This window comes from Nocardia sp. NPDC058519 (genome assembly GCF_042719755.1).
In the GTDB taxonomy this organism is placed as follows: Bacteria; Actinomycetota; Actinomycetes; order Mycobacteriales; family Mycobacteriaceae; genus Nocardia.
In genome coordinates this window covers 217232-242774 of sequence record NZ_JBHXNK010000005.1, presented here as the reverse complement: position 1 = coordinate 242774, position 25543 = coordinate 217232, and the positions used below count along the sequence as shown (strand labels likewise).

The window sequence follows — 25543 nt, the reverse complement described above, 5'->3', positions numbered from 1 at the left end:
CTCGATCGGTGATCGCGACAGACTCTCTCGCCGATTGGCTCGGTGCGCGCACCGATGCCCAGCTGGTGAAATTGCTGCAGTTGCGGCCGGACCTGGCGGTGCCGCTGCCCGCGTCGATGTCGGTGCTCGCGGTGCGCGCTCAGCAGCGCGCGTCGGTGTTGCGGGCCGCCGACGACCTCGACACGCTCGAGTTCGCGATCATCGAGGCGCTCACGGCCAATGAGGACGCCCGCACGATCGGCGCCGAACTCACGCGGCTGACCCGCACCACCCTGCACGCGCAGCTCAAGGATCGCGTCACCAAGACCGCGTTCACCGCCGCGCTGACCCGTCTGCTCGATCGCGCAGTCGTCTGGCAGGTCGGCGACGACCTCGACCTGACACCCAGCGCCGCCGAAGCCCTCCCCTGGCCGCTCGGCGCGACGACAGCGCTGCCCGACGCCCTCACCGAGCCCGAGGTCATCGCGGCGCTGGCCACGGCGAGTCCACCCGACCGCGCGCTGCTGGACAAACTCGCGACCACCGGCCCGCGCGGTCGCACCAGGGATGCCGCGCCCGGCACCGACCCCGCTCGTCCGGTGCCGCGCCTGCTCGCCGCCCGGCTGCTGCACTGGATCGACGACGAGACCGTGGAGTTGCCCGTCACCGTCGGCCAGATCCTGCGCGGCGAACCCGTCACCGACCCGCACGCGCTCGCCCCGCCCAAACCCGCACTCGTCAAGAACGCCGCCACCGAGGTGAACGCCGTCGGTGCGGGCGAAGTGGGCGAGCTGCTGCGCGATGCGGGCGACCTGATCGACGCACTCGGCACGCTGCCCGCCCCTGCCCTGCGCGCAGGCGGACTCGGCGTGCGCGAAGCGCGCAGACTGGCCAAACAGACCGGCATCGACGAACAGCGCACCGGCCTGCTGCTCGAATTGCTGGCCGCCGCGAAGCTCGTCGAGAAGGGGCTGCCCGAGCCGACACCCGACCTCGACGCCACCGACGACTTCTGGGCGCCGACGCCCGCCGCGGATTCCTGGCTCGACGCCCCGCCCGCCACCCGCTGGGTGACGCTGGCGCAAGCGTGGCTGGAGCTGGATCGGATGCCGTGGATGATCGGCATGCGCGACGCCGCCGACAAGCCGATCGCGGCCCTGTCGGCGGAGCTGCGTGTCCCGCACGCGGTGCGCGACCGCGCGGCGATCCTCGGCCTGCTCGCCGAGTATCCGACCGGCACCGCCGTGACTCCCGCCGACATCGGCAAGCTGCTGGCTTGGCGAATGCCACGTCGTCGCAGGCACTTCCGCCTCGAAGCCGTTACCGCGACCCTCGCCGAAGCAGCGATCGTCGGCCTGCTCGGGCGCGGTGCCCTCGACTCCGCCGCCAGGGCCCTGCTGCACGGTTCCGTCGCCGACGCCGAATCGGAAATGGCCGCGGCACTGCCGAAACCGGTCGACCACGTCCTGGTCCAGGCCGACCTGACCGTGATCGCGCCCGGCCCGCTCGTCCCGGAACTGCGCGGCAAGATCGCCCTGGTCGCCAACGTCGAATCAGCGGGCGCCGCGACGGTGTACCGGGTCAGCGACGCCACGGTCCGGCGCGCCCTGGACGCCGGACTCACCGCCGCCGAACTCCACGCCCTGTTCGCCACCCACTCGCGCACCCCCGTGCCGCAGTCGCTGACCTACCTCATCGACGACGTGGCCCGCCGCCACGGCCAGCTCCGGGTCGGCATGGCCCAGTCCTTCCTCCGCAGCGACGACCCCGCCCTGCTGGCCCAGGTCCTCGCCGCCCCCGTAGCCGAAACCCTGGCCCTGCGCGCTATCGCCCCCACCGTAGCGATAGCGCTGGCCCCGCTGACCGAGATGCTCGACCAGCTCCGCAAAGCGGGCTTCGCCCCCGCCGGCGAGGATTCCGGCGGCGCCATCGTCGACCTGCGCCCCCGCGGCGCGCGGATTTCGGTCCGCCCGCTGGCGCGCAGGCCCTACCGGCCGACCCCGCCGAACGACGACCAGCTCTCCCAGCTGGTCACCGAACTCCGCGCGGGCGAACGCGCCGCGGGCGCTCGCACCGGCCGCTCGGTCCGCACCGACGGCACCCGCACGGGCACGGCGGCCACCCTCGCACTACTCCAGCTGGCCGCGCGAGTAGGCCGCCCGGTGAACATCGGCTACGTCGACGCCCAGGGCGTGGCGACCCAACGGGTAGTCGAGCCGCTCCGGGTGGGCAACGGCCAACTCGACGCGGTGGACCCGGTCAGCGGTGCCACCCGCCACTTCACGCTCCACCGAATCGCGTCGGTGGCCCTGCTCGATTAGGGCTTGGCCATGCAGAAGGTCGTCTTCGGCTCGGCAACCGTCCGGAACTGCGTGGCGTCCGCCCCGCACAGCAGCTCATCGGTCTGCCCGTCGATCCGCTTGACCACCTTGAACGACGCCTCCGGCGCGGTGCAGGCGACCGACTCGGCGGGCCGCGTCCCCGCGTCCGCGTAACAGCTGCCCTCGGCGAAGTTGGGCGCCAGGCACAGGGTGTTCTTCGCGTCCCCGACCGTGCCGTTGAAGGCGGCGTTGCCCGCGGTGCAGTCCGTGGCGCCGAGCTTCACGATCCGGTAGTTGGACTTCGCCGACGAGCAGTCACCCACCGTCGCCTTCATCGCATCGGCGGCGTTGTCACTGACCTCCACGCACGAACCCACCGCGACAGCACCGGCCGACGACGAATCATCGGACGAGCACGAAACCACCGCACCGACCAGTGCCATCGCGGCCACCGGTCCGAGCACGATCCGCGCCAACAGTCGCTTCTCTGGGAAAATCACTGAAAACCTCACTCACCGAATGGTTCAGGGCGAACACAACCGCCGGTGACGATACCCAAGTGCCCCGCGCCCGCGCTCCCCCGTCGCGCAACCTGTCTACCATCACAAGATGACCCTCGACGACGTCGCAGGCGAGCTGTACACCCTCGACCCCGGCGACTTCGTGTCGACCCGCGCCGAGCGCGCCGCCCAGGCCCGCGCCGACGGTGACCGCGACCTGGCCAAGGCCATCACCGCACTGCGCAAACCCACGGTCGCCGCCTGGACGGTCAATCTGCTGGCCCGCCACGCGCCGCAGGAGATCGCCGCGCTTCTCGATCTCGGCGATGCGCTCCGGTCGGCTCAACGGCAGCTCTCCGGCGACAAGTTGCGTGCCCTCGGCACCCAGCGTCAGCAGGTCGTGAACGCGATGACCAAGCGAGCCGCCGAGCTGGTCGCCGAACACGACCGTCCGGCGACCGAGCAGGTGCTGCGCGAGGTCGGCCAAACCCTCACTGCCGCGCTGGCCGACCCTGAGGTCGCGGACTTGGTCCGTGCCGGTGTCCTGCCGACCACCGTCACCTACGACGGCTTCGGCCCGGCCGGTCTGGTCGCGATCACCGGCGGAAAGGCCACGCCGAAGAAGCGCACGAGCAAACCCGCCCCGAAAGACACCGAAGCCGCGCGCCGAGCCGAGGCCGAGAAAGAACTCGACGATGCCGAATCCGGTCTGGCGGCCGCCCGCGCCGATCGCGATGAGGCCGAGGCCGCTGCCGCACAGGCGAAATCCGACCTCAACGCGATCGAGACCCGGATCGCCGAGCTACGCGAAGAGCTCGAACACGCTGAACAGCAACGCCACTTCGCCCACACCGCCGAACATCGGGCACGTGGTGAATTCACTGCCGCGCGTGGTCAATTCGACCGGATGCAGCGCTGGGTCGAGCGAGCCCGCGCACGTCTGCGCGAGGACTAGGAACCCAGCGTGCCCGGATAGAGGAACGCGTCACGCGGCGGCCTTGTGCCATCGAGCCATTCGGCCAGGAACTCGCCCAGCGGCATCGAGGTCCGGCTCTGCAGGAACGCCCGGAACTCCGGCATCGAGGCATGGCCGTCGCGATGTGCGTTCACGAAATCCCTGATCGCCGTGAAGAACACATCCTCACCGATCAGTTTGCGCAAGGCATGCAGGAACAGTGGGCCGCGGTAGTAGACGGAGGTGAACTCGTCGCCGACGCCGGGAGCGGCCAGCGCGATCTTCCAGAACTTGGGCTCGTCGAGGTATTTCGCGATCGTGTCGCGATACTCGGTGTCCACATCGGCATGGTCGATGCGCTCGGGCCACAGATAGTCGGCGGTGTAGCTGGCGAAACATTCGTTGAGGCAGATGTCGGACCACTGCCGCACCGACATGGTGTCGCCCCACCATTGATGGGCCAGCTCGTGCACCACGGTGTTCAGATCGGTCCACGGCGCGTACGTCGGCCGGGTCTGGGTCTCCAGCGAGAACGGCAGCTCCGTATCCACGTAGATGCCACCGGCCACGTCGAACGGGTAAGGGCCGTACAGGTTTTCGAGGAAGTCGAGGATCTCGGGCAGCCGCTGCTCGTCTTCGCGATTTCCCTCCGATTCCGGTGCGAACGCGCTCAGTACCGCGGTCCCGTTCGCCCGCCGCTGTTCGAGGAAGGTGAAATGGTCCACCGCGACCGTGGTCAGGTAGCCGATCGTGGGCTGTCGCGTCTCCCATGTGGTGAACAGCCGGCCGTCGCGCACCACGTGCTCGGTGCGATCACCGGTCGACATGACTTCCCACTCGGCGGGCACCGTGGCGTGCAGCGTGAAGGTCGCCTTGTCCAGCGGGGTGTCGTTGAGCGGGTACCAGGTGCTCGCGCTGTGCGGCTCGCCGATGGCGAACGCGCCACCGCTGGGCGCGTAGGTCCAGCCTTCGCCCTCGGTATCGACGGCCCCGCCCGCGTAGTCGACGATGATCCGCATCGGCAGTCCGGGCGGCAGGGGCAGCAGTGGCGTAACCACCAGTTCGTGCGCGCCGTCATGGGCGAACCCCGCGGGCTGCCCGTTCACCGTCACCATCAGCACCTCGGGCCCGCTGTAGTCGAGGTTGAACTGCGCCAGCGGCTGGGTCACGCGACCATCGATGCGGGCGGTGCCGCGCAGGTAGTGATCGCCGGGTTCGTAGTCGATCGATACGTCGTAGTGGGTGACGTCGTAGCCACCGTTCCCGTCGAGCGGATAGTACGGATCACCCAGCCCAGGCGCCCCGATCAACGACGGATCCGCCGCTACCGGACGAATTCCCAGCGCCACCAGCGCGAACACCACGCACAACCCGGACGACCATCGCATGTCGAGGACACCTTTCGCCGACCGGATCGCACGGACCCGACCATCGTCGCAGGCGCACGCCAGGGACCCTAATAAGCCCAGGCCGGGGTACGCCCAATGGGCGCCGACGCGGCAGCGTTCATCAGCCGCACACGGCCGGAGCGAAGGCGGAGGTTACGCCTATTGGGCGCCGACGCGGCAGCGTTCATCAGCCGCGCACGGCCGGAGCGAAGGCGGAGGTTACGCCTAGCCCAGGTCGGAGGGCAGCTGCTGTGGGTCGAGCAGCAGGCGTTTGGTCGCCGTCCGTTTCACCCGCGCGGCCAGCGCCAGGTTCTGCGCGAGCAGCCGCCATTCGACCTCGTTGATGGCCTGGCAGGCCCGCTCGATCACCGCGTCGTCGCGCGTGCCCCAGGCGATCGGCATGGCGGTGACCAGCTGCCAGCGTTCGCCGACCTGGCGAGGGGCACGATCGGTGCGCACCGCGATGGCGGGTACCCGCTCACCCGGCTGCGGTGCGTGTCCGGGCAAGGCGCGCACCTTGCGGGTGATCAGCGCCCAGCTGCGCTCCGGCGCGGCGGGTTCGGCGATGTCGACCAGAGCGAGCAGCACGATGCCGCCCGGCTCGGCGTCGCTGACGACGGCGGGTACGAGAACACCGTCGTGGTAGAGCTTTTCGATACTGGAGCGGTGCGGCGTCCACAACGCCACCCACAGCGCGATGCCCGCGATGAGCACGCACACCACCGCGAGCAGAAACCCCCACGCCTGCCCACTCCACACCAGCGCCACCGTGGCCGCGACGGCGAGACCGGCGACCAGCAGGGCTACCAGGCGCAACCTACGCAACCCGGTGAACGTCTCGTTCACCGCATGAGCGTGTTCACGGTCGACCACGAATTCGAAGCGGCGCACGCCTTCCTTCCTAGCACAAGTTGCGGAGGAATTGCCTCCGCTTATCTGCCGAGGGGTTCGCACTTCGCACGCTACCCCCCTTTGACCTGGCGAACAGTGCTACACGCCGTCCCCGATGGGCGGACCGAGCAGGTCGTCGGCGTCGACGATGCGGTAGGCGTAGCCCTGCTCGGCGAGGAAGCGCTGCCGGTGGGCGGCGTATTCGGCGTCGAGGGTGTCGCGCGCGACCACCGAATAGAAATGCGCCTGCCCCCCATCCTGTTTCGGCCGCAGCAGCCGACCGAGGCGCTGGGCCTCTTCCTGGCGGGAACCGAAGGTGCCCGAAACCTGCACCGCCACCGACGCTTCCGGTAGATCGATGGAGAAGTTGGCGACCTTGCTCACCACCAGCACCGGGATCTCGCCGGAGCGGAAGGCGTCGAACAGCGCCTCGCGCTCCCTGTTCTTGGTGGCGCCGGTGATGACCGGGGCGTTCAGGTCTACGCCCAGCTCGTCGAGCTGATCCAGGTAGGCGCCGATCACCAGGGTGGGTGCGCCCTGGTGGCGGGCCAGGATGGACTCCACGACCGGGATCTTGGTGCGCGCGGTGGAACACAGCTTGTAGCGCTCCTCCGGCTCGGCGGTGGCGTAGGCCATGCGCTCGGCGTCGGTGAGCGTTACCCGCACCTCGATGCAGTCGGCCGGCGCGATCCAGCCCTGCGCCTCGATGTCCTTCCACGGGGCGTCGTAGCGCTTCGGGCCGATCAGCGAGAACACGTCACCCTCGCGGCCGTCCTCACGCACCAGCGTGGCAGTGAGGCCGAGCCTGCGGCGCGACTGGAGGTCGGCGGTCATCCGGAAGACCGGCGCGGGCAGCAGGTGCACCTCGTCGTAGATCACCAGGCCCCAGTCGCGGCTGTCGAACAGCTCGAGGTGCTTGTACTCGCCCTTCGATTTGCGCGTGATGACCTGGTAGGTGGCGATGGTGACCGGGCGGATCTCCTTGCGCTCGCCGGAGTACTCGCCGATCTCCTCCTCGGTGAGCGTGGTGCGCGCCAGCAGCTCGCGCCGCCACTGCCTGCCCGCCACGGTATTGGTGACCAGGATCAAGGTGGTGGCCTTCGCCTTGGCCATCGCGGCCGCGCCGACCATCGTCTTACCCGCGCCACACGGCAGCACGACCACCCCGGAACCGCCCGCCCAGAAGGAGTCGGCGGCCATCTCCTGGTAGTCGCGCAGGTGCCACTTGCCCTCGGTGTAATCGAGGCCGATGTCGTGCGCCTCGCCGTCGACATATCCGGCCAGGTCCTCGGCGGGCCAGCCGATCTTCAACAGCATCTGCTTGATGTGGCCGCGCTCGGACGGGTGCACGATCACGGTGTCGTCATCGATGCGGGCGCCGAGCATCGGCGCGATCTTCTTGTGCCGCAACACTTCCGCGAGCACCGCCCGATCCAGGCTGACCAGGCACAGCCCGTGCGCGGGATGCTTGACCAGCTGCAACCGGCCGTAGCGGCCCATGGTGTCGACGATGTCGACGAGCAGCGGCTGCGGCACGGCATACCGCGAGAAGTTCACCAGCGCGTCGACAACCTGCTCGGCGTCGTGGCCCGCCGCGCGGGCATTCCAGAGCGCCAGCGGCGTGATCCGGTAGGTGTGCACATGCTCGGGCGCACGTTCCAGCTCCGCGAACGGGGCAATGGCCTGCCGCGCGTTGCCTGCCAGCTCGTGGTCGACCTCGAGCAGCAGGGTCTTGTCGCTCTGCACGATCAGCGGACCGTCTGTCACACGTTGCTCCTGTGCTTATCGGCGGCTGGCGCCGCGGGTTTTCGGCCTCGTAACCCCGGATCCGAGGGGCGATACTCCGGCTTCGCCGTTACGTCTCGCCCCTCGGATCCGGGGCGGCCGAAAACGTGGTGGGCGAGTTGGGAGTCCGTAGGTGGGCTCGTCGGGTGCGGCGTTTCACTCGTGAGGGAACCCCGGATCCCGGGTGAGGAAACGTGGCTTTTGTCGATTGTACGGACCAGGACCGACATGACCTGGGCGGACAAACAAGGACAGCGATGGTCGGTCGGTCCAGCAGGTGCTGACTGGACCGCGACAATGCCTTCCTGACCGGCGCAAACTCAGTGCATGCTTCAGACAACGGCGGTTCTCGGGGTTACGGCGGCGGCGCTCGGCATGGTGCTGACACCGGGTCCGAACATGATGTATCTGGTCTCGCGCACCGTCGCGCAGGGGCGTCGGGCGGGGATGATCTCGCTCACGGGGGTCGCGGCGGGGTTCGGGGTCTACCTGGTGGCGGCCGCGGCGGGGATCACGGCGGTGTTCGCTGTTGTTCCCGGGCTGTATATGGCGGTGAAGCTGGCAGGGGCGGTGTATCTGCTGTGGCTGGCCTGGCAGGCGATCCGGCCGGGTGGGGTCTCGGTGTTCGCGCCCGCCGACCTGCCGCACGACCGCCCGCGGCGACTGTTCACGATGGGATTGGCCACCAACCTGCTCAATCCGAAGATCGCGATCATGTACATGGCGCTGATCCCGCAGTTCGTCGACCCCGAACGCGGCGCCCTCTGGTTGCAGAGCCTGTCGCTGGGAGCCATCCAGATCACGGTCGCCCTCACGGTCAACGCCATGATCGTCCTCGGCGCCGCCGGCCTGGCCACCTTCCTCGCCGCCCGCCCCCTGTGGCTGCGCACCCAGCGCTACCTCATGGGCACCGCCCTCGGCACCATCGCCGTCCTCCTCGCCACCGACAAGGCCCGCCCCACCCCCGCCTGAAAGCTTGCCGCCAGGCACCACCACCCACCCGACTCCGACGCCTTGATGTGTCGCCAACTGCGTACACAGCCTGGGCCGGGTAGTCCTGATGTGTCTCTACCCGGAGGGGCCCGCCCCGATCTGGACTGAGTGGAGGGTGCGACGAAGGAGTACCCGGAGGGAGGGAAGATCGGGGGCCCGAAGGGCCCCGACTCGAGCGCGTCAGCGCTCCAATAAACACAGCAAGGTACGCCGCCCTGGCCCGGTATTACGCGATGTGTCCATGTGTCCTTACCGCTCCCGACACCCCACGTGTCACGCTGCTCCGGACAGCTGAGGTGGAAGGAGCGTGCCGTGAGCGTAGGGGTGCTGGTAGCGACGTTGGCGGCGGGGCCTTCGGTGACGGAGCTCGATTCGGCGGTCACGGCGGTGCATCGGGGGGGCGAGATGATGGGGGTGATCTCGTTCGCGGCGTCAGGGGCGCTGGTCGCGGTGCGTAAGCGGCTCGATCTGTTCGGGATGGTGGTGCTGGCGTGCGCGACCGCGCTCGGTGGCGGAATCGTGCGTGACCTGCTGATCGGGCGGACTCCCCCGGCCGCGTTCACGGATCTGACCTACCTGTCCGCGTCGATGGTGACCGCGCTGATCCTGTACTTCATCGCACCGTCGCCGCGCCTCACCAAGGGCCCGCTCGAAGTCGCGGATGCGATCGGGCTCGGGCTGTTCTGCGTCACCGGCACGGTGATCGCCGACTCGGCGGGACTCGGCGCACCCACCGCCGCCCTGCTCGGCATGACGACCGCGATCGGCGGCGGCGTGCTCCGCGATGTGCTCAGTGGCGAGGTGCCGAGCGTGCTGCGTCCCGATCAGGATCTCTACGCGATCCCCGCGCTGTTCGGGGCGGCCGCCACCGCCGCGCTGCTGCACTTCGACGTGTACGAAGCGTGGACCGGGCTGCTCGCCGCGGCGGGGGCGGTGGGTTTCCGCCTGCTGGCCCGCCACTACCAGTGGCACGCACCGCTGGCCCGCCACGCGCGTGACTGACTCGCGTCAGCGCACGGCGATGCCGGTTCGGAGTCGGCGGATTCCTTCGTCTATTGTCTCGTCGCGCTTGCTGAAGGTGAAGCGCACCAGGTGTTTCCAGTCATCGGGGTGATCGGCGAACACGCTCACCGGCACGGCGGCGACGCCGAGTCGCGCGGGGAGTTCACGGCAGAACGCCAGTCCGTCCTCGGCGCCGAGCGGCCGGATATCGGCGCAGACGAAGTAGCCGCCGTCGCTGGCCGAGACCGTGAAACCGGTGTCGCGCAACGCCTGCGAGAGCCGCGTTCGCTTGTCTGCCAGCCCGTCACGCTGAGCGTGCACCCAGGCCGATTCCTCGTTGATCGCATGCGCGACGGCGGGCTGGAACGGCCCACCACCGACAAAGGTGAGGAACTGTTTGGCCGCGAGTACACCGTCGAGTAGTGGCGCGGGCGCACAGGCCCAACCGATCTTCCAGCCGGTGACATTGAAAGTCTTTGCCGCACTGGACACCACGATGGTGCGCTCGCGCATCCCGGGCAGCGTGCAGATGCTGATGTGCTCGGTGCCGTCGTAGACGAGGTGCTCGTACACCTCGTCGGTCAGCACCAGCAGATCGTGTTCGACGGCCAGTTCGGCGATCGCGGTGAGGTCGGCGCGGTCGAGCACGGCGCCGGTGGGATTGTGCGGCGAATTGATCATCAGCATGCGGGTTTTCGGGGTGATCGCGGCCCGCAGACTGTCCAGGTCGAGCACGAATCGGTCGCCGTCGGGCACCAGGCGGGCCGTCCGGCGCCGTGCGCCGGCGAGGGCGATCGCGGCGGCGTAGGAGTCGTAATACGGCTCGATCAGCACCACCTCCTGGTCCGGCTCCACCAGGCCGAGCACGGTGGCGCTGATCGCCTCGGTGGCGCCGACGGTCACCAGAACTTCGGCGGCGGGGTCGTAGGCGGTGCCGTAGCGGCGGGCTCGGTCGTCGGCGATCGCCTGGCGCAGTGCGGGCATCCCGCGGCCCGGCGGGTACTGATTGAGCCCGTGGGCGATGGCCGCGCGCGCGACCTCGAGCATGCTCGCGGGTCCGTCGGTATCGGGGAAGCCCTGGCCCAGATTCACCGCGTCGTGGCGGACGGCCAGCTCGGTCATTTCGGCGAAGATCGTCGATCCGAAGGGGCGCAGGCGGGCGACGGTGGGCGGCACAGGCGGCATCTCCGCAGCGTATCCCACTGATCACCGACGTTGCCGAACGATAGCGAACACGCATGTTTCACAAACGTTTTCCCTGTTTGACCTGCGCTATTGTGCGGTTCCCCAACCTCAGCTAGCCTCGCCGTGTTCTACCTCACACACCACAGCGTGGTGGATATCGAAAGGGGCTCACATGGCCTCACCTCTGCTCGACTTCATCCTGCAACCGGCTGCGTCGGAGGTAGCCGGTTCGGCCCTGCGGTTCATCCGCGAACAATTGTTCGGCGGCCAGATCGTCGACATGTTCACCGGTTCGGCCACCCCGGACAACAACATGGGTTCCTCGACCGGCAACCACAACCTCGGATCGTCGACCGGCGATCACAACTGGGGCTCCACCTACCCGTAAACACCCAGGTGCCGCTGACCCCCGCAAGCTCTACTGTGTTGCGGGGTTCAGCGGGGGCGGGCGCCGGACAGTTTCACTACGTTGGCGAAATCGTATGCGGCCCAGATTTTTCCGTCGTGAACTGCGAAACCGAGCACACGTACCGGGCGTCCGAACGGTGAGTTCGGGTCGGTGAAAACCAGGCCCGATTTGCCGTTCACCGTGGCGGCGCTCAATTCCAGACCGGGTTCTTCCTGATGCTTGCGCCAGAGGCCGAGCGCCAGACGGGCGATTTTCTCTTGCCCGGCAACAATATTCAGCGCCGTCTTGGTGGTCCCACCCGCATCGGCGGTGAAGGTCGCGTCCGGATGCAGGGTCGCGGCTACCGCGGCGACATCGCCGGTGGCCAGCGCGGCCAGGAACCGTTGCACCGCTCGATCATGCACATCGTCGGCGACCGGCGCCGGTGCCCGTGCCACCGCCCGGCGCGCTCGCACCGCCGATTGCCTTGCCGCATCGGCGGAAACACCGAGGATCTCGGCGATCTCGTCGAACGGCACGCCGAGTCCCTCGTGCAGCACCAGCGCGACTCGCTGCTGCGGCGTCAACGCGTCGAGCACCACCATCGCCGCCATTCGGCTGTCCTGATCGCGCACCACCACGTCCAGCGGATCCGGTGTGCGCGAGGACGCCGCCGCCGAGACGATCGGCTCCGGGAGCCATTGCCCCACATAGGTTTCGCGGCGAACGGCGGCACTTCGCAAGTGGTCGAGGCAGATTCGGCTGACCACCGTCGTCAGCCAGGCGCGCAGATCGTCGATCTCGGACTGGTGCACCCCCGCCATCCGCAGCCAGCTCTCCTGCACCGCGTCCTCGGCGTCGCCGACACTTCCGGTGAGCCGGTAGGCGACCGAAAGCAAGTGCGTCCGATGCGATTCGAACAGGTCGGCGAGAAACGGGGAAACCATCGAGTCAGATCCTACGGAGTACCCCACCGCGCTCCGTCCCACGGGTCGCCGACCGGTGATTCTCCACACGCCATCTCGTCTGTATTACTACTACTGCCAACTACAAGGACGGCGCACTGTGAGTACACCCGAGATCGTGCTGGAAGGAATCGTGTTCGGCGAGTCACCGCGCTGGCACGACGGTCGGCTGTGGTTCTCGGATTGGGGCGCGAACCAGGTGATCGTCCTGGACGAGGATCACCTCCCCGAGGTCGTCGCCCGGATTCCGTCGTTTCCGATGTGCATCGACTTTCTCCCGGATGGGCGATTGGTGATCGTCGACTCCGCCGCCAGGCGTCTGCTTCGGCGCGACCCCGACGGGTCGCTCGTGGCCTACGCCGACCTCTCGCCCGTATCGGACAAGCCGTGGAACGACATCGTCATCGACGAGACCGGCAACGCCTACGTCAACAACATCGGCTTCGACTTTCCCGGCGGGGAGTTCGTCCCCGGCCTCATCGCCCGCATAAGCCCCACCGGTGAGGTGCGGCAGGTCGCCGACGGACTCGCGTTTCCGAACGGCATGGCGATCACTCCCGACGGTACGACGCTGATCGTGGCCGAGTCGTACGCCGATCAGCTCACCGCCTACACCATCGCGGCCGACGGTGGGCTGAGTGATCGCCGCGTGTGGGCGGCGACTCCGGGCGATCACCCCGACGGGATCTGCCTCGATGCCGAGGGTGAGCTCTGGTACGCGGACGTGGGTAACCAGCATTGTGTCCGGGTCAAGGAGGGCGGCGACGTGTCGGCGCGGGTCCGGCTCGATCGTGGCGCGTTCTCGTGCACGCTCAGCCGAGACGGGGATCCTCGGTTGTACGTCGTCGGACAGAGCTGGGGCGACGCCGAAGCGACCGGACCGACGGGACAGGTTGTCGCCTTTCCCGCGCCGGCGCCGGGTGCGGGCAGGCCGTGAAAATCCGGCGAGAATTCCGGCGCCGACTGTCAGGATGGCCGGATGTACGAGCACACGCTCACCGACGGCACCGTCTGGCTCACCCGCCCGACCGGGGCCGATATCGACCGCATCGTCGAGTGCTGTCAGGACCCTGATGTGCAGCGCTGGACCACGATCCCCGTCCCGTATCACCGGTCCGACGCCGAGGAATTCCTCGACCGCGTGGTGGCACCCGGCTGGGCGAGCAACGCGCCGGTCTGGGCGATTCGCACCGCCGAGGACGGTCGGGTCGAAGGCATGGTCGGCCTGCATACGCGCGGCCCGGGTACCTGCGAGATCGGCTTCTGGCTCACTCCCGATCATCGCGGGCGCGGCCTGATGTCGCGTGCGATAAACCTGGTCTGCGACTTCGGTTTCGCCACCGACGGTCTCGCGCTGGAGCGGATCACGTGGCGCGCGATCGTGGGCAACAACGCCTCGGCCGCCGCGGTGCGCCGCAACGGCTTCCACTACGAGGGTTTGGCCCGATCGGGCGGGGTGCAGCGTGGGGCACGGGTCGACGAATGGGTCGCGGCGCGCCTGCCCACCGATCCCGTCGAGCCGGTCGAGGGGTGGCCCGAGTGGGACCCGAGCGTCAGCGCCGTCGATGGCCGATGACGCGCGGTTCGACTGGTTCGCCGACACCATGGGCGTGCGGGCGGGCGAGCGCGTGCTCGAGCTCGGGCCCGGTTCCGGCGCCTCGCTGACGCGGATCGCGGCCCGGCTCGGCAGCGGACGAATCGTCGGGGTCGACCGCTCGGCAACCGCGCTCGCGCAGGCCGAACGCCGCTGCGCCGCCGAGATCGCCGCCGGACGCGTCCGCCTGGTCGAAGGCGAAATCGGAAAGGTGCGGGCCGACCGGTTACTGGACCAGCTCGACGAAGGCGAACGATTCGATCTGATCTTCGCGGTCAACGTCAACCTGTTCTGGACCGGTCCCGCGACCGCCGCCTGGTCGACGATGCGCCGATGCCTCGCCCCCACCGGCCGTATCTGGCTCTGCTACGGCTACGGCACCCCCGACAGCCCCACCCCACCCATCACGCGCCTCACCGAACGCCTGACCACCGCCGGCTACGACTGCACAACAGTCACCACCGACACCCTGCTAGCCGCCCGAGCGACACCGTCGCCCTGACAATCAAGATCAACAGGCTCACCGCGGAAAGCCACTCGGGCGATGCTTGTGTGATGGCCGCGCCCCGGCGCGTGGCCGAGACGAAACACGGTGGTGAGCAGTCAGTTCGGGCGGTTGGCGGCTCGGCGGGCGGTGCCTCGGTGGGCGGGGATCGTGGTGGGGTCTTCGGGCCAGGCGTGTTTGGGGTAGCGGCCGCGTAGGTCGGCGCGGACTCGAGGCCAGCCGTTGCGCCAGAAGGAGGCCAGGTCGGCGGTGACGGCGACGGGACGCTGGGCCGGGGAGAGCAGGTGGAGCAGGATCGGGGCGCGGCCGTCGGCAAGGGTGGGTGGGTCGGTCCAGCCGAAGATCTCCTGGACCTTGACCGCGAGGACCGGCTGGTCGGCGGAGTAGTCGAGGCGGACGCGGCTGCCGGAGGGGACTTCCAGCCGTTCGGGGGCAAGTTCGTCGAGGCGGGCGGCGGTGGGCCACGGGAGCAGGCGGCGTAGCGCGGTGCCCGCGTCGATGCGGGCGAGGTCGGAACGGCGGCGGGCGGTGGACAGTTCGGGGCCGAGCCAGGGGTCGAGGTCGGCGAGGAGCGCGTCATCGTCGACCGCGGGCCATGGATCGCCGAGGGTGCGGTGCAGAAAGTCGAGACGTTGACGCAGGCTGCGCGCGTCATCGCTCCAGCGCAGTAGGCCAAGCCCTTCCACCTGAAGCCCTTGCCGCACAGCCTGTTCCATCAGCGCCTCGTCAGGCTGACGTAACGACCTCTCCGACAGGATGATCGCGCCCAGCCGTTCCACCCGCCCAGCTACGACATCACCGTCATCCCACCGCACCTCATCGGCCACGACCACCAATCCCGGTGCTGCCTCCCGAGCGAGTTCCTCATCAGCGATGGCCGCCAGTCGAATTCGGCCCTCTGCCCGTCCGGGATCTCGATCGGCGATCGCCACCGCAAGCCATTCCGCCGCGGCCAGACCCGAACCCGGCGGCAGCGTCACCGCGGTGCCGCCCGCCATGAGATACGTGGACGACCCACTCGACCGCCGCCGAGCCAACCGCTCCGGCTGCGCCAGCGCGATCAACAGCGCCGCGACATCCCCTCCATAGCCACCACTCTCGTTCCCGGCGCCGGGCCGGTCCCGCCGATCATGGCCCCGACCCGACGAGGGATCGACCTGCGCACCCTCGACAGACCGGGCGAGCTGGTCGTCGGTGTTCGCGACGAGGCGCGTCAGCCGTTGCACTTCCCGGGTCCAGCGAGGTGGGCGTTCGGAGCGCAGGGTGCGCAGAGCCGCTGTCGCGTCGATGCCGGGGGCGAGCGAGTCGTCGTCCATCAGGACCACCATCTCGGCGGCGGCTTTCGCCCCGACGCGTGCGGCGCCGTCGAGAAGTGCGCGGGCAAGTCGGGGGTGCAGGCCGAGGTCGGCCATGGCTTTGCCCCGGGGCGTGATGTGATCGGAATCGTCGAGGGCGCCCAGGGCGCGCAGGACGGTTCGGGCTGCGGCCAGGCCGCCTTCCGGCGGGGCGTCCCACCAGGCGAGGCCGGTTCCGTCGGGGGTGCCCCAGCAGGCCAATTCCAGTGCGAGGCGGGTGAGTTCGGCGGTGCGGATCTCCGGTTCGGGGTAGGCGGGCAGGGTTTGGTGTTCGTATTCGGGCCAGCAGCGCCAGGCGTGGCCGGGTGCTTCGCGGCCCGCGCGGCCCGCGCGCTGTTCGGCGACGGCGGCCGAAACACGCACTGTCGCAAGGCCGGACAGGCCACGGCGGTGATCGACACGGGAGACCCGGGAAAGACCCGAGTCGACGACAGCGCGCACGCCGGGGACGGTGAGGCTGGATTCGGCTACCGCAGTGGACAATACGACCCGCCGTCGCGCTCCGGGCGCGAGCGCGAGGTCCTGGGCCGCGCCCGCGAGCCTGCCGTGCAGCGGGACCACGTCGACCTCGTCGAGGTCACGCAGCAGGCCCGCCGTTCGGTTGATCTCGCCGACACCGGGCAGGAAAACCAGTACGTCACCGTCGGTTTCGGCCAGCGCACCACGCGTCGCCCGCGCCACCTGTCCTTCGATGCGCTCACGCGGCAGCGACGGCACGTACCCGATATCCACGGGATAGGCACGGCCACGAACCTCGACCACCGGCGCGGGCTCCCCGTCCTCCCCGCCGAGCAGAACCGCGAGCCGATCAGCGGCCACCGTGGCCGACGTGGCCAGAACCCGCAGATCAGGCCGCAACCCCGACCGCGCGTCGAGCAACAGCGCCAACAACAGATCCGCATCCAGATGCCGCTCGTGGCACTCGTCGAGCACCACCGTCCCCACCCCACCCAATTCCGGATCCTGCTGCAACCGCCGCACCAGCAACCCCGAGGTCACCACCTCGACCCGCGTCCGCGCTCCCACCTTCCGATCCCCACGCACCGCATACCCCACGGTCTCCCCCACCCGCTCCCCCAGCAACGCCGCCATCCGCGCGGCCGCCGCCCGCGCCGCCAACCGCCGAGGCTCAGCCACCACGATCCGCCCCGACGACCCCGCCGCCAGCGCCAACGGCACCAACGTGGTCTTCCCGGTCCCCGGCGGCGCGACCAGCACCGCGACCCCACGATCGGCCAGTGTCGTGGCGATCCGCTCCAGCGCCGGCCGCACCGGAAGATCGGGAAGTTCAGGAAGCTTCATCACCGACCAGTCTGCCGCCCCACCAGCACGACTCGCCAACCGCCCGACGACCCGTCATCGCAGCCACGCGGCGGCCAACCACGGCATCGCCAGGTATTTCCCGGCGCTCGATCGGCAGTTACGCTGCGGGAGATGAGCATCGAGTTCGCGTTGACCACGCTTGTCATTGTCGCTACGCCGGGAACGGGCGCCCTTTTCACACTCGCGGCCGGGCTTTCCCGGGGAGTGAAGGCGAGTGTGATCGCGGCCTTCGGATGCACGGTGGCGATCGTTCCGCACATGATCGCGGCGATCACGGGGCTGGCCGCACTGTTGAACACCAGCGCGGTCGCGTTTCAGACATTGAAGTATCTCGGTGTCGCGTATCTGCTGTACATGGCGTGGAATACGTTGCGGGACAAGGGCGCACTCGCGATTCCGGAGGAAGGCGCCGAGGCGCGACCTTCGGCGCGGCAGGTCATCACCTCGGCCGTGCTGCTGAACATCCTGAACCCGAAGGTGACGATCTTCTTCTTCGCGTTCCTGCCCCAGTTCGTCCCGACCGGCGCGCCGAACGCACTGGGCCGCATGCTCGAGCTCAGCGGGTTGTTCATGCTGGTCACGTTCGTGGTGTTCGCGGGTTACGGGGCAGTCGCCGCCGCGATGCGCACCTATGTGCTGTCGCGCCCGGTGGTGGTCCAGTGGATGCGGCGGGTGTTCGGCGTCTCGTTCGTGGCCCTCGCGGGACGCCTCGCGGTTCAGAACCAGTAGACACAGCAGTGCGGGCCCCGAATCCGAGGCCCGCACTGTCGATCGAAAGGTTACGCGCGGCGCGCGGCCACCGCGTCGGCCAGGCGGTCGAGCTGGGTGGCGGTGGTGTTCCAGTCGATGCACGCGTCGGTGATGGACTGGCCGTAGGTCAGGTCGTCGGCCTTGCCGAGGGTGAGGTCCTGGCGACCCGCGACGAGGAACGACTCCAGCATCACGCCGACCACGCCCTGCTCGCCCGCGGCGATCCGGTCGGCGATGTCGGTGACGACGTCGACCTGCTTGTTGTGGTCCTTGTTGCTGTTGCCGTGGCTGGCGTCGACGACCAGGCGCTGGGCCAGCGAGGACTTCTCCAGACGCAGCTTGGCCTCGGCGCAGGAGGTTGCGTCGAAGTTGGTGCCGTTGCTGCCGCCGCGCAGGATGACGTGGCAGTCGGGGTTGCCCGAGGTGCGGATCAGCGCGGAGCGGCCGTCGAGGTCGGTGCCGGGGAAGACGTGGCTGGCGGCGGCGGCGCGCACACCGTCGACCGCGACCTGCACGTCACCGTCGGTGCCGTTCTTGATGCCCACCGGCATCGACAGCGCCGAGGACAGCTGCCGGTGCACCTGGCTGGCGGCGGTGCGGGCACCGATCGCGCCGTAGGAGACCAGGTCGGCGATGTACTGCGGGGTGATCGGGTCGAGGAACTCGCACGCCACCGGTAGGCCGAGGGCGGTGATGTCGACGAGCACCTTGCGGCCGATGCCGAGGCCGGTGTTCACGTCGAACGAGCCGTCCAGGTGCGGATCGTTGATCAGACCCTTCCAGCCCAGCGTGGTGCGCGGCTTCTCGAAGTACACGCGCATCACGATGTGGAGCCGGTCGCTCAGCTCGGCGGCCTTCTCGGCCAGCTTGCGGGCGTATTCCAGCGCGGCGGCGGGGTCGTGCACCGAGCACGGGCCGACGATCACCATGAGGCGGTCGTCGTCGCCGTTGAGCACGTCGACGGTGGCCTTACGGCCCGAACGCACGACGTCGGCGAGCTCATCGGTGATCTGGTGAACCATGCGGACCTCGGCGGGCGAGCGCAGCGGGCTCACACTGAGCGTGCGCTGGTCGTCGAGATCGGAATGCCGCGAGTCGACATCGGCTGCGGTGGTCATGAGATGTGGGTCCTTTGCGTTAGGAGGCCGACCCACGGAAATCGCTACCGTCGAGCCGGGCGTTATCCGGCTCGAGGTGGAGGAAGTCAGCGCGCAGGGTCGCAGACCGGCCCACCCAGGGCCGGATAGCTAAACCAAAAATATGCGCGCTGCATGCCGTGGACTGTACCACCGGTAAAACGCCGAATGGTCGGCCATGGTTGCCCGGAGTGTGGACCGTCACATCGCGTTGCTGGCCCGCGCCGCCGGGAAAGTCCTTGACCTCAACCTTGCTAGAGCTTCTAGCGTCGGTGGTCGAGGAAAGGAAATCGACTGTGACAACACTGGTTACGGGCGCGACCGGCAATACCGGTCGCCAGGTAGTACGGGAACTCGTCAGCCGTGGCGAGAAGGTCAGAGCAGTGACCCGCGATGCTCACGCGGCGCGCGCACTCCTCGGCCCCGAGGTGGAACTGTTCACCGGCACGCACAACGTGCCGTCGACGCTCGACGACGCCTGGCACGGCGTCGACCGGCTGCACGTGACGGTGACCAACGGGCTCGCCGACGTCGGGCCCGAACTGATCGGCAAGGCCGTCGACGCGGGCGTGCGGCGCATCACCGTCGTCTGGGGTGGCGGGGTCGGCCCGGTCGAGCAGGCGATCGCGGAGTCGGGGGTGGAGTGGACCCGGCTCGAGCCGCAGGAGTTCATGTCGAATGCGCTGACCTGGATCGATCCGATCCTGGCCGACGGTGTCGTGCGCGAGCCGTACGCCCATCCGAGCGCGCTGGTGCACGAGGCCGATATCGGCGCGGTCGCCGCCGTCGCGCTGCTGGAGGACGGCCACTCCGGCCGCGCGTACAACCTCACCGGCCCGCAGGCGCACACTCCGCCGCAACGGCTGGCGATCCTCGGGCAGGCGGCGGGCCGCGAGATCACCTTCACCACGATCACCCACCAGCAGGCGGTCGACCGGCTGATCGCGACCGGGGTCTCGAAGGCCGACGCCGACTACGTGATCGGCTGGTACGCCGAGTCGAGTCCCGAGTCGTACACGGTCGACCCGACGGTGGAGCAGGTACTCGGCCGGCCCGCGCGCACCTTCGCGCAGTGGGCGGCCGAGCACGGGCACCGGTTCCGCTGAACCGTCAGCCCCACTGGCCGGGCACGTAGTCCCCGGCGGGGGTGTGGGCGATGGCGTTGAGGCGGTTCCAGGCGTTGATCATCGCGATGGCGGCGATCAACGCGGCGATCTGGTCGTCGTCGTAGTGCTTGCGGACCTGGGCGAAGGTGTCGTCGCTGACATGGCCGCCGTCGGCGGTGCGGGTCGCTTCCTCGGTGAGGGCGAGGGCGGCCCGTTCCGCCTCGGTGAAGACATCGGTCTCCCGCCAGGCGGCGACCAGGTTGATCCGCACCGGGGTTTCGCCCGCGTGGGCGGCGTCCTTGGTGTGCATGTCGACGCAGTAGCTGCACCCGTTGATCTGCGAGGCCCGGATCTTCACCAGTTCGTAGGTGGACTTGGGCAGCGGCGAATCGTCGATGACCTTGCCCGCCATGACCAATCGCTTGCTGAAGCTCGCGGTGATGGCGTTGGCGTAGAGGTTGAAGCGCGCTTCCATGATGGCTCCTTCGTCGTGGGGGTTCACAGAGACGACGAAGTAGCCGTTCGCGGTGTGACGTCATGTGACGCCGATCACGAATTCAGATCAGGCCGCAGAGCTTCTCGGAGAGCTCCCACAGTTGCGCCGCGACCTTGCGGTTCCTGGCCGCGGGCGCGCTGCCCGCCCGGGCGGGGTTGCCGCGCAGGCCGAGGAAGCCGTCGGGGCCGTAGAACGCGCCGGGCACCACATCGGCGGTGGCGGCGAACAGGGTGGGCAGCGCGCCCTGTTCGGCGGTCGGAGCGAGCGTGCGGTTGCCCAGCCACATGAACGCGTCCTGGATGGACTCGGTGTGCGACATGAGTTCGGTGGCGGCGTAGCCGGGGTGCGCGGCCACCGAGATCACCGCGGCACCCTCACCGGCGAGGCGGCGCTGCAGCTCATGGGCGAACATCAGGTTGGCCAGCTTGGACTGTCCGTAGGCGAGCCAGCGGTCGTAGCGGCGCTGCTCCCAGTTGGGGTCGGCCAGATTGATCCTGCCGATGCGGTGCGCCACGCTCGACACCGTGACCACGCGATCGGTGATGCGGTCGAGCAGCAGGTTGGTGAGCGCGAAGTGACCGAGATGATTGGTGCCGAACTGCATTTCGAAGCCGTCGGCGGTGCGCCGCAACGGTAAGGCCATCACGCCCGCGTTGTTGATCAGCACGTCGACGCGCTCGATCGACTCGGTGAAGGCGCGCACCGAATTCAGATTCGCCAGGTCGAGTTCGCGGACTTCGGTCGCGCCGCGCATCCCCGCGGCAACCCGCTCGGCCTTGGCGACATCGCGACAGGCCAGGACCACTCGCGCACCCGCCTCCGACAGCGCCCGCGCGGTGGCGGCGCCGAGACCACTGTTGGCACCGGTGACGATGATCGTGCGGCCGGTCTGGTCGGGCAGGTCAGCGATAGTCCACTTACTCACCGGCGGAAGTCTAATGACGCCGGGGAAATGCGCGAATCGGCAAGAGCGGGTGCGTAGTTCGCACTTGCCGATGCCTCGATCGACCCCACCGTCACGACTGCGCCATGACCTCTTCGTCGGACATCGCGGCGACTTCCAGGTACATCGCGGCGACCAGCTCGAGTCGGCCCGCATCGCCGGAGCCCTGCTCCCGCTCCAGCATTCGCGCAGCCAGCGCTGCGACGCTCCGGGCGGTGAACAGGTCGGCGACGACGGTGTCGGGGGCGTCGAGCCAGTCCCGGATGCGGGCGACGGCGGTGGTGGCGAGCACCGAATCGCCGCCGAGGGCGAAGAAGTCGTCGGTGACACCGATCCGCTCGGCGGCGAGTACCTCGGCGATCACCGCCACGAGCGCCCGTTCGAGATCGGTCCGCGGCTCGACGAATTCGTCTGCGCCCTCGTTTTTTTCGAGCACCGCGCGGATGGCCTTGCGGTCCGGCTTGGAATTCGAGGTGAGCGGGAGTTCGGCGAGCAGTTCGAGGCGGGTCGGCACCATGTAGGACGGGACGAGGTCGGCGGTCGCGGTGAGCACGGCGTCGACGTGCAAGGTGGTGCCGGGGGTCGGTACCACCAGGGCCACCAGCTTCGGCGCCGCCGCTCCGACCACCGCGGCCACGGCATGGCGGACACCGGGGATCGCGCGCAGGGCGCTCTCCACCTCGCCGAGTTCGACACGATAGCCCCGGATCTTGACCTGGTGGTCGGCGCGGCCGAGGAATTCCAGGCCGCCGTCGGGCAGGTAGCGGGCCAGGTCGCCGGTGCGGTACCAGCGCAGGCCCTCGTGGGTGACGAAACGGTCGGCGGTGCGCTCGGGATCGTTGCGGTAACCGGCGGCCACACCGTCACCGCCGATCCAGAGTTCGCCGCTCACCCAGTCGGGGCAGTCGTTGCCCGCCGGGCCGACGACGCGGCACCGCACATTGCGCAGGGGGGTGCCATAGGGGCGGGGGGCCGCCGGGGCGGGGCCCCGCGCGTCCACGAGGCCGGAGTGGGGGCGGTGCCGGGCGGCCCCCGCGCCCCCCCCCCCCCCGGCGAAACGGCTGTTCGGGGCTACCGAGGCGAGACGCGCGGGCAGCGCGACGTCGACCCAGTCACCGCCGAGAATCACCGTACGCAGCGAGGTCACCGGCGCGGTACCCGGCGCGGCGGTGAGCAGCATGTCCAGCAGGCTCGGGACGCAGTTGACCAGCGAAATCCGGTGGCGGCGAATGAGTTCGACCCACACGGCGGGGTCGGTGCGCTGCGCTTCGTCGACGGTGACCACCGCACCACCTGCCGCGAGCAGGCCGAAGATGTCGTAGACGGAGAGGTCGAACTCGAGGGCCGACAGGGCGAGTGCGCGGTCGGCCGGGCCGAGGTCGAAGCGTTCGTTGAGGTCGTCGATGGTGTTCATGGCGGCGCGGTGCGGCACCTCGACGCCCTTGGGCTTGCCGGTGGAGCCGGAGGTGAACAGCACGTAGGCGATGTTCTCCGGGTCGCCGAAGATCGGGCGCGCCAGCGGTTCGGTGTGTGTGCGCGCCTCCGCCAGGTCGATCGCCCGCGTATCCGGGATCTGCGCACCGCCGACGGTGAGTACCGCGACAGCGTCCGCCGTGCTGAGGATTTCAGCGCGACGGGCGGCGGGCTGATCGAACCCGATCGGCACGTAGACCGCGCCTGCCGCGAGCACACCGAGCACCGCCACGATCTGGTCGGGGCCCTTCGGGAGCTGCACCGCGACCGAATCACCGGGCGCCACACCGGCTTCCCGCAACGCACCGGCCACGGCCAGCGCGTCGGCGGCCAGCTCGCCATAGGTCAGCTGCCCGGCGGGCTCCCAGAGCACCGCGGGCGCGGACGGATTCGTGGCCGCGTTCGCGAAGAACCCGGTGTGCAGCAGCCCGCCGCTCACCGGTCCCGCGGTGGCGTTGACGCGGGCCCGGGTAGCGGCCTGCTCCACCGGAATTCGCACTCCCGCCTCGGCCTGCCACCCCGCTCCCCCGGCGAACCGAGTGCGTTCGATCGAGCCGACCGGAACTTCCGCTGCTTCGGCGGGTACGACCGGCAGCGTCCACGAGGTCACGCCGTCCGCCACCTGCGGCTGGTGGGAGCCGTTGGCGACCGCGCCGCTCGAAGACACCTGGGCCGACGCGAGCTCGACCGCCGTAGGCAGCGAACTGCCGGACTCGGCAGAATCGGGCAATGCCTCAGCGGGCTCGGAACGCTGGCCGCCGAGGCGTTCGATCGCTTCGATGTAGCGGGCGAACATGGCGTCGACCATGCCAGCGGGGAAGGCGGATTCGCGGATGTCCCAGTTCAGCAGCAGGCCACCGCGGACCTCGGTGATCTGGGCGTCGAGCAGGACCTGCGGGCCCTGGGAGATGATCCAGACCGGGTCGCCGAAGGTGTCGGTGACGACGTCGGGGAAGAGTTCGCCGAGGTTGAGGGCGCTGGTGTAGACGATGGGAGCCAGCACCGGTTCGCCGCGGTGCCGGCCCAGGTCGCGCAGGACTTCCAGGCCCGAGTACGCGGAGTGGGCGCCTGCTTCGTGCAGCCGTTGCTGGAGCGCACGCGCCCGATCGGCGACGGTGGCGGGCTCGGTGACGTCGACTTCCAGCAGGACCGAGGAGGTGAAGTCACCGACGACACCGTCGACCTGCGGGTGCACCGGTTCACGGTGGAACAGCGGCAGATTCAGCAGGAAGCGGCGCTGGGCCGACCAACCGCCGATCGTTTCGGCGAACACCGAGGCCAGCGCCATCGCCGGGGTGATACCGCGGGCGTGGGCGGCGTCGAAGACCTGCGCTTTGGCCTGCGGGGAGAGCCAGCGGTGCAGGCGGATCGTGCGGTTCGGGTCCGAGATGTGCTGGGCGAGTGGAAGTTCCGGTGCACCGGGCAGCTCGCTCAGGCGATCCTGCCACCAGACGCGGTCGCGGGCCCGCTCCTCGGCGATGGCGGGAACCGTGCCGGGTCGCTGGTCGGTCGCGGCCTCGTCCGGCCGGTGCTCGGCCAGGTACTGACGGAAGGTGTAGTCCTGCGGCGGCAGCTGTTCGCCGTGGTAGAGCCGGGCGAGGTCGGTGATGAGGATGCGGTAGCTCATCGCGTCGGCGGCGAGCATGTCGACATCGAGGTGCAGGCGGGTGCGGCCGTCGGCGAGGCGGGTGAGCGCGATATCGATCACCTGCCCGTCCTGCACCGCCATCCGCTGATGCGTCCGCGCGCTCCGCAGTTCCGCGAGCCGCTGCTCGGCCTCGTCGGCGGAGGCCTCGCGCAGATCGGTCACGCCGAACACGGCACGGCCGGGCCGGTCGAGGGTCTGCTGGGTGCCGTCGGGCAGGAATCGGGTGCGCAGCATGGGATGGCGCGACAGCAGTTGCTCGACCGCCTGCTCGAGCCGCTCGGGATATACATCGGCGCCGTCGAATTCGACGTAGAGATGCGCCGCGACGCCGCCGAGTTCCTGCGCGTCGGAGCGCCCGATCCAGTACGCGTGCTGCATGGGCGCGAGCGCGAAGGGGGTGCCGTCATCCGGGACGAGCACGGATTCGGCTGCGGCGGAATCGACGCCGTCGCGTCCTGCCGAGCCGTCGGCCGGTGCCGTGTCCGGCTCAGCGGCGCTACCTGCCGCGAGGTCATCGGGGTCGGCGCCGTTGAGGAGCGCGTGCCAGGCGTCGACGGTGGGGTGGGCGGCCAGGAGGGCGAAGTTCACGGCGATGCCGCGTTTGCGCCAGCCGCCCGCGAGCTTCATCGTGCGGATGGAGTCGAGGCCGAGCTGGATCAGGTCATCGGCCTCGGCGACGGCGTCGGCGGTGATGTCGAGGTGACGGGCGATCGCGGCGCGGATCTCGGCGCGGTCGATCCCGGCGCCACCTGCGGGTGCTGTCTCCATCTGCCGATCACTCCTTGCTCGCCGACCGATTACCGGACGGATTCGGTACTGCCCGGCGGCAGCCTACTCCATTGAGATAGGGTTGCCTAACCTT

Annotated in this window: 21 protein-coding genes; 10 read left to right on the top strand and 11 right to left on the bottom strand. The window is 69.4% G+C overall.

Translation table 11 applies throughout. The features are described from left to right. Positions 1–8 precede the first annotated feature (8 nt). Entirely contained in the window at positions 9–2300 is a 2292-nt protein-coding gene (locus tag ACFWPK_RS08725) for a helicase-associated domain-containing protein (protein WP_378913990.1), read from the top strand. Here ACFWPK_RS08725 and ACFWPK_RS08720 read toward each other — a convergent pair. After that, on the bottom strand, positions 2297–2800 hold the full coding sequence (locus tag ACFWPK_RS08720) for a hypothetical protein (protein ID WP_378913989.1): 504 nt from the start codon (positions 2798–2800) through the stop codon (positions 2297–2299). The genes ACFWPK_RS08725 and ACFWPK_RS08720 overlap by 4 nt on opposite strands. Positions 2801–2909: 109 nt before the next feature. Here ACFWPK_RS08720 and ACFWPK_RS08715 point away from each other — a divergent pair, with 109 nt between their 5' ends. Continuing rightward, on the top strand, positions 2910–3755 hold the full coding sequence (locus ACFWPK_RS08715) for a hypothetical protein (RefSeq protein ID WP_378913988.1): 846 nt from the start codon (positions 2910–2912) through the stop codon (positions 3753–3755). On the opposite strand, the gene ACFWPK_RS08710 is transcribed toward ACFWPK_RS08715, so the two are convergent. The 3 genes from ACFWPK_RS08710 to ACFWPK_RS08700 all read right to left on the bottom strand — a co-directional run bounded on the left by ACFWPK_RS08710 (position 3752) and on the right by ACFWPK_RS08700 (position 7801). Further along, positions 3752–5143: a M1 family metallopeptidase gene (locus tag ACFWPK_RS08710; RefSeq protein ID WP_378913987.1), complete on the bottom strand. Its 1392-nt coding sequence runs from the start codon at positions 5141–5143 to the stop codon at positions 3752–3754. The genes ACFWPK_RS08715 and ACFWPK_RS08710 overlap by 4 nt on opposite strands. Positions 5144–5368: 225 nt before the next feature. Continuing rightward, positions 5369–6034 carry a DUF3239 domain-containing protein gene (locus ACFWPK_RS08705; protein WP_378913986.1) on the bottom strand — a complete coding sequence of 222 codons (666 nt, stop codon included), beginning with the start codon at positions 6032–6034 and terminating at the stop codon, positions 5369–5371. A 99-nt stretch (positions 6035–6133) separates the two neighbouring features. Continuing rightward, positions 6134–7801 (bottom strand): DNA repair helicase XPB, encoded by a 1668-nt coding sequence (locus tag ACFWPK_RS08700; RefSeq protein ID WP_378913985.1) that lies wholly within the window; start codon positions 7799–7801, stop codon positions 6134–6136. A gap of 345 nt (positions 7802–8146) precedes the next feature. Here ACFWPK_RS08700 and ACFWPK_RS08695 point away from each other — a divergent pair, with 345 nt between their 5' ends. Together ACFWPK_RS08695 and ACFWPK_RS08690 are read left to right on the top strand one after the other, a co-directional pair. Continuing rightward, positions 8147–8791, top strand: a complete 645-nt coding sequence (locus tag ACFWPK_RS08695; RefSeq protein WP_378913984.1) for a LysE family translocator — start codon at positions 8147–8149, stop codon at positions 8789–8791. Positions 8792–9217: 426 nt separating this feature from the next. After that, positions 9218–9814 carry a trimeric intracellular cation channel family protein gene (locus ACFWPK_RS08690; protein ID WP_378914055.1) on the top strand — a complete coding sequence of 199 codons (597 nt, stop codon included), beginning with the start codon at positions 9218–9220 and terminating at the stop codon, positions 9812–9814. Positions 9815–9820: 6 nt separating this feature from the next. Here ACFWPK_RS08690 and ACFWPK_RS08685 read toward each other — a convergent pair whose 3' ends face one another. Further along, a complete protein-coding gene (locus ACFWPK_RS08685; RefSeq protein ID WP_378913983.1) occupies positions 9821–10999 on the bottom strand; it encodes a pyridoxal phosphate-dependent aminotransferase in 1179 nt (392 codons plus the stop codon). A gap of 172 nt (positions 11000–11171) precedes the next feature. Here ACFWPK_RS08685 and ACFWPK_RS08680 point away from each other — a divergent pair, with 172 nt between their 5' ends. Then, positions 11172–11387: a hypothetical protein gene (locus ACFWPK_RS08680; RefSeq protein ID WP_378913982.1), complete on the top strand. Its 216-nt coding sequence runs from the start codon at positions 11172–11174 to the stop codon at positions 11385–11387. A gap of 47 nt (positions 11388–11434) precedes the next feature. On the opposite strand, the gene sigJ is transcribed toward ACFWPK_RS08680, so the two are convergent. Next, positions 11435–12334 (bottom strand): RNA polymerase sigma factor SigJ, encoded by a 900-nt coding sequence (sigJ, locus tag ACFWPK_RS08675; protein ID WP_378913981.1) that lies wholly within the window; start codon positions 12332–12334, stop codon positions 11435–11437. A 118-nt stretch (positions 12335–12452) separates the two neighbouring features. Between sigJ and ACFWPK_RS08670 the strand changes: the two genes are divergently transcribed. The 3 genes from ACFWPK_RS08670 to ACFWPK_RS08660 are packed head-to-tail and all read left to right on the top strand — an operon-like array spanning position 12453 to position 14448. Further along, a complete protein-coding gene (locus ACFWPK_RS08670) occupies positions 12453–13289 on the top strand; it encodes an SMP-30/gluconolactonase/LRE family protein (RefSeq protein ID WP_378913980.1) in 837 nt (278 codons plus the stop codon). A 42-nt stretch (positions 13290–13331) separates the two neighbouring features. Then, entirely contained in the window at positions 13332–13928 is a 597-nt protein-coding gene (locus ACFWPK_RS08665) for a GNAT family N-acetyltransferase (protein WP_378913979.1), read from the top strand. Then, entirely contained in the window at positions 13918–14448 is a 531-nt protein-coding gene (locus ACFWPK_RS08660) for an SAM-dependent methyltransferase (RefSeq protein WP_378913978.1), read from the top strand. Before ACFWPK_RS08665 ends, ACFWPK_RS08660 begins: the two co-directional genes overlap by 11 nt. Positions 14449–14549: 101 nt before the next feature. On the opposite strand, the gene hrpB is transcribed toward ACFWPK_RS08660, so the two are convergent. After that, entirely contained in the window at positions 14550–17108 is a 2559-nt protein-coding gene (gene hrpB / locus ACFWPK_RS08655) for an ATP-dependent helicase HrpB (RefSeq protein ID WP_378913977.1), read from the bottom strand. Between the two features lie 132 nt (positions 17109–17240). On the opposite strand from hrpB, the gene ACFWPK_RS08650 reads away from it, so the two are divergent. Continuing rightward, the gene (locus ACFWPK_RS08650) at positions 17241–17858 is read left to right on the top strand and encodes a LysE family translocator (RefSeq protein WP_378913976.1); all 618 of its coding nucleotides are present in this window, start codon (positions 17241–17243) and stop codon (positions 17856–17858) included. Positions 17859–17908: 50 nt separating this feature from the next. Here ACFWPK_RS08650 and ACFWPK_RS08645 read toward each other — a convergent pair whose 3' ends face one another. Then, positions 17909–18997, bottom strand: a complete 1089-nt coding sequence (locus ACFWPK_RS08645) for a 3-deoxy-7-phosphoheptulonate synthase (protein WP_378913975.1) — start codon at positions 18995–18997, stop codon at positions 17909–17911. 314 nt (positions 18998–19311) lie between these two features. Here ACFWPK_RS08645 and ACFWPK_RS08640 point away from each other — a divergent pair, with 314 nt between their 5' ends. Then, complete coding sequence (locus ACFWPK_RS08640; RefSeq protein WP_378913974.1) at positions 19312–20121, top strand: NAD(P)H-binding protein; 810 nt, start codon at positions 19312–19314, stop codon at positions 20119–20121. A gap of 4 nt (positions 20122–20125) precedes the next feature. On the opposite strand, the gene ACFWPK_RS08635 is transcribed toward ACFWPK_RS08640, so the two are convergent. The 3 genes from ACFWPK_RS08635 to ACFWPK_RS08625 form a co-directional block, all read right to left on the bottom strand. Next, a complete protein-coding gene (locus tag ACFWPK_RS08635; protein ID WP_378913973.1) occupies positions 20126–20596 on the bottom strand; it encodes a carboxymuconolactone decarboxylase family protein in 471 nt (156 codons plus the stop codon). An 82-nt stretch (positions 20597–20678) separates the two neighbouring features. Then, the gene (locus ACFWPK_RS08630) at positions 20679–21542 is read right to left on the bottom strand and encodes an oxidoreductase (RefSeq protein WP_378913972.1); all 864 of its coding nucleotides are present in this window, start codon (positions 21540–21542) and stop codon (positions 20679–20681) included. 91 nt (positions 21543–21633) lie between these two features. Further along, a complete protein-coding gene (locus ACFWPK_RS08625; RefSeq protein WP_378913971.1) occupies positions 21634–25449 on the bottom strand; it encodes an amino acid adenylation domain-containing protein in 3816 nt (1271 codons plus the stop codon). Positions 25450–25543 lie beyond the last annotated feature (94 nt).